General features: G+C 72.7%; 6 protein-coding genes. 2 read left to right on the forward strand and 4 right to left on the reverse strand.

Features of this window, described 5'->3' with window-relative positions:
- Positions 1 to 476: XdhC family protein (locus ESP51_RS20195; RefSeq protein ID WP_164990618.1), on the reverse strand; the 476-nt coding region annotated here is incomplete at its 3' end.
- Between the two features lie 108 nt (positions 477 to 584).
- Here ESP51_RS20195 and allB point away from each other — a divergent pair.
- Positions 585 to 1940, forward strand: coding sequence for an allantoinase AllB (allB, locus tag ESP51_RS20200; RefSeq protein ID WP_129522654.1), 1356 nt, complete (start codon positions 585 to 587; stop codon positions 1938 to 1940).
- 9 nt (positions 1941 to 1949) lie between these two features.
- On the opposite strand, the gene uraH is transcribed toward allB, so the two are convergent.
- Both uraH and uraD read right to left on the reverse strand, forming a co-directional pair.
- Positions 1950 to 2294, reverse strand: coding sequence for a hydroxyisourate hydrolase (uraH, locus tag ESP51_RS20205; RefSeq protein WP_129522657.1), 345 nt, complete (start codon positions 2292 to 2294; stop codon positions 1950 to 1952).
- Entirely contained in the window at positions 2291 to 2806 is a 516-nt protein-coding gene (uraD, locus tag ESP51_RS20210; RefSeq protein WP_129522655.1) for a 2-oxo-4-hydroxy-4-carboxy-5-ureidoimidazoline decarboxylase, read from the reverse strand. Before uraD ends, uraH begins: the two co-directional genes overlap by 4 nt.
- 46 nt (positions 2807 to 2852) lie before the next feature.
- Between uraD and ESP51_RS20215 the strand changes: the two genes are divergently transcribed.
- Positions 2853 to 3428, forward strand: a complete 576-nt coding sequence (locus ESP51_RS20215) for a nucleotidyltransferase family protein (protein WP_129522656.1) — start codon at positions 2853 to 2855, stop codon at positions 3426 to 3428.
- 12 nt (positions 3429 to 3440) lie between these two features.
- Here the strand turns inward: ESP51_RS20215 and ESP51_RS20220 are convergent.
- Positions 3441 to 4052, reverse strand: a 612-nt coding sequence (locus tag ESP51_RS20220; RefSeq protein WP_164990619.1) for a MurR/RpiR family transcriptional regulator, incomplete at its 5' end; no start/stop codon positions are given.

Here is a 4052-nt window from a genome sequence, read left to right on the forward strand (position 1 = left end):
AGGCTGCCGGAGAGGCCGGCACCGTGGGCGCCGGGGACGCCGGGGCCGCTGCGGCCCGGCACCACGACGCGACCGAGCAGGGCGGCCGGGCCGGCCACGAGCGTAGCGATCCCGCTCGACTCCCCGTCGAGCACCCGGCCGAAGGGAACGGGGTCGAGGAGGCCGGGCGCGGCTGGCTGCACGAACACGTCGATCTCGCCGCCGCAACTGAGCCCGACGGCGAAGGCGCTCTCGTCGTCGATGCCGAATCGGCCGTGCTCGACACCCGAGCCGTCGAGCACGCGTTCGCAGAGCTCGTACACCGCTCCTTCGACGCATCCGCCCGACACGCTCCCCGTGACCCGGCCGTCGGGGTCGACGATCATCGACGCACCCGGGTCGCGCGGTGCGGAGCCCGAGACGGCCGTCACGGTCGCGAGCGCGAACCGATCGCCGCGCGCGAGTCGCGCGATGATCTCCGCCGAAAGCTCGAGCACGATGCCTCCCAGTTTTTCCGTCGATCCTACGTCCGCGGGCCCCATGCGGGATGATGTGCGTGCAACGAGCTGGAAATGGGGCGCTGTTATGGTCCCTGCGGAGGAGACATGACGGCAATCGACGACCAGTACGACCTCATCGTGCACGCCGAGTCGGCGTTCATCGACGGCGCGTTCCGCGCCGCGACCATCGCGGTCCGCGACGGCGTGATCGCCGCGATCGAGCCTCCCGGGCCTGCCGGGGTCGAGGCGCGGTCGGAGGTGACGCTTGCCCCCGGTGAGCGACTGATCCCGGGTGTCGTCGACACGCACGTGCACGTCAACGAGCCCGGACGCACCGAATGGGAGGGCTTCGCGAGCGCGACGCGTGCCGCCGCTGCGGGCGGCGTCACGACGATCGTCGACATGCCGCTCAACAGCATCCCGCCGACGATCGATCCCGCCGCCCTCGCGGTCAAACGCGCCTCGGCCGCTCCGCAGGCCGTCGTCGACGTCGGCTTCTGGGGCGGCGCGGTGCCGGGCAACCTCGGTTCGCTGCGCGAGTTGCACGACGCCGGCGTGTTCGGCTTCAAGTGCTTCCTCGCTCCGTCGGGCGTCGACGAGTTCCCCCACCTCGATTCCGCCGGACTGCTCGCGGCGCTCCGCGAGCTCGCCGAGTTCGACGGACTGCTCATCGTGCATGCCGAAGACCCGTCGGTGCTCACGGCGCACGAGAACGACGGCGGGCCGAGCTATCCGCGGTTCGTCGAGTCGCGCCCGCCCGAGGCCGAGCTCGTCGCCATCCAGGGTGTCATCGACGGCATCCGCGAAACCGGCGGTCGAGCGCACATCCTGCACCTCTCCTCAGCGGCGGCACTCCCGCTCATCGCCGAGGCGAAGGCGGAGGGACTTCGCCTCACCGCCGAGACGTGCCCGCACTACCTCACGCTCGACGCCGAGCACATCCCCGACGGCGCCACCGAGTACAAGTGCTGCCCGCCGATCCGTGACGAGGGCAACCGCGACCGGCTCTGGCACGGCCTCCTCGACGGCGTGATCGACCTCATCGTCTCCGACCACTCCCCCGCGACGGCCGAGCTGAAGCTCGGCTTCGACGGCGACTTCGGCCGGGCCTGGGGCGGCATCGCCGGGCTGCAGCTCAGCCTCGCGAACGTGTGGACCGAGGCGGCTCGCCGCGGCATCGGCCTCGAACGAGTGCTCGGCTGGATGTCGCAAGCGCCGGCAGACTTCGCCGGGATCGCGGGCAAGGGTCGCATCGCGGTCGGTGCCGACGCCGATCTCGTCGCGTTCGCGCCCGACACCGAGTTCACCGTCGTGCCCTCGGCGCTCGCCCACAAGAACCCGGTCTCCGCGTTCGCGGGCGCGCGGCTGCGGGGCGTCGTCTCGACCACGTGGCTTCGCGGCATCGCCACCACGGGTGAACCGCGCGGGCGGCTGCTCGCGCGTGGTCCGGTGATCGAGTAGCGCCGGGAGTCAGCTGCCGCGATAGGTCGAGTAGGCGAACGGGCTGAGCAGCAACGGCACGTGGTAGTGCTCGGATGCCTCGGCGATCTCGAACACGATCGAGACCTCGGGGTAGAACGTCGGCTGGTCGCCGAAATACGCGCCCGTATCGAAGACGACGCGGTAGACGCCCTCGGGCAACTCCTCAGGGCCGAGGTCGGACACTCGGCCGTCGGCGTCGGTGACGGCGGCGGCGATCGGAGCCCAGGCGGCACCGACATCGACCCGGGCTTCGAGTCGTACGTCGACGCCCTCGGCCGGCCGGCCCGTCGCGGCGTCGAGCACGTGCGTCGTCACGTGGCTGCGGCCGCTCATGCCGCCACCCCGACCGGCCACGCGGCATCCGCGTACATGCGTTCGAGGCGGAGCAGCGTGATCTCGCGCAGCTGCTCGCCCACGACGGCGAGCTCCGCGGCGTCGTCGAGCTGCATCCGCCGCTCGAGCTCGGCGAGGATCTCGGCGCGGGAGCGCCCCGCGGCGCGGATCAGGAAGACCCGGCCGAAGCGCTCCTCGTAGGCGCGATTGCCGGCAGCGATCGCTGCGGCGAGCTCGGGATCCTCGGCGTCGGCCGACGATTGCTCGGAGCGGGAGAACCGCTCGGCCGTGCCGTTGCCGGTGGGCTTCTCGCCGATGCGCGGATGGCTCGCGAGGGCCTCGTCGATCTCGGCGGGCGAGAGCGGGGAAGCGGCGTCGGATGCCGCGGCGAGCAGTGATTCGAGCGAGTCGAACGGTGCGGCATCCGCCACCTCGTCGACCCAGCGCGCGACGTGCAGGCACGCCCGAAGCTCTTCTCGGAACCGCTCTCGGGCATCGGTGGAAACGTTCATCGCGACTCCTCCCGCGCCGCACGCGCGGCTCGGGTTAACTGTAGCCATGACCGCCTCACTCCTCGGAGTGCTGCTCGCCGCTGGCGCGGGCACGCGCATGGGTCGCCCGAAGGCGCTCATCCGCGATGCGACGGGCGTGCCGTGGGTCGTCGAGGGCTTCCGGATGCTTCGTGCCGCCGGGTGCGATCGGGTCGTCATCGTGCTCGGCGCCGAGGCCGACGCCGCTCGCGCCCTCGTGCCCGCCGACGCCGACGTCGCCATCGCCGCGGACTGGGCGCTGGGACTTTCCGCGTCGCTCCGTGCCGGGCTCGAATTCGCCGCGGGCACCCACACCGACGCTGTGCTCGTGAGCCTCGTCGACCTCGCCGGGCTGCCCCCTGCAGTGGGCCGGCGGGTCGTCGACGCGGCCGGCTCCGCCCCCGGCGCGGAGCGCCACGCGTCGCTCGCCCGGGCCGTCTTCGACGGTCGACCGGGGCATCCCGTGCTCATCGGCCGCGACCACTGGTCGGCGGTGGCGACCGAGGTCTCGGGCGACGCCGGGGCGGGCGCGTACCTCGCCCGGCACGATGCAGTACGGGTCGAGTGCGGCGATCTCAGTGCCGGGCTCGACCGGGATCGTTGAGCGACCGATCGATCACATGCCCTCGATCTCGGCGAGGCCGCGGTAGGTGGCGTCGATGCCGGCGATGCGGGAACGACCGCGCCGGATGTCGGCGCCGAGGACGGCGCTCGCGACGAGGCTCACGAGGCTCATCGCGCTCGCGTAGCTGTCGAACGCCGCCGGGCTCTCGAGCGGGCACTCGACGGCAAGGTCGGCGCGCGCGGCGAGGGCCCGCCCGCTCGGATCGGTGATGAGGATGCACCGCGCCCCCGTCGCCACGACGGCGTCGAGGATCTCGGCGAATCGCGCCGGGCGGCGCCGGAATCCGACGAGCACGACGACATCGTCGGCACCGAGGTCGGCGAGGTCTTCACCGAGGGACTGCCCGGGTTGCGGGGCGATTCGCACGCGGCCGCGGCACTGCACGAGTTGTTCGCGCAGGTGCAGGGCGACGGGATAGCTGTTGCGGTAGCCGACGACGAGCACCTCACGAGCCTCGACGAGCGCGGTGACGATGGCGTGCAGGGTTCCGCCGGCGAGCGCGTCGAGCAGACGGGAGAGGTTCTCCCGCTCGGATGCGAGGAGCGCCGCGACGCCCTCGGGCGAGGCGGCGGGCGCGCCCGCGGCCCCGAGCGGCGTGCCGGC

This window comes from Agromyces albus (assembly GCF_004134825.1).
Classification (GTDB): domain Bacteria; phylum Actinomycetota; class Actinomycetes; order Actinomycetales; family Microbacteriaceae; genus Agromyces; species Agromyces albus.

What these genes read in the sequence shown, in the direction of transcription:
- allB (WP_129522654.1), top strand. Translation starts at nt 585, where the DNA reads ATGACGGCAATCGACGACCAGTACGACCTCATCGTGCACGCCGAGTCG.
- uraH (WP_129522657.1), bottom strand. Translation starts at nt 2,294, where the DNA reads ATGAGCGGCCGCAGCCACGTGACGACGCACGTGCTCGACGCCGCGACG.
- uraD (WP_129522655.1), bottom strand. Translation starts at nt 2,806, where the DNA reads ATGAACGTTTCCACCGATGCCCGAGAGCGGTTCCGAGAAGAGCTTCGG.
- ESP51_RS20215 (WP_129522656.1), top strand. Translation starts at nt 2,853, where the DNA reads ATGACCGCCTCACTCCTCGGAGTGCTGCTCGCCGCTGGCGCGGGCACG.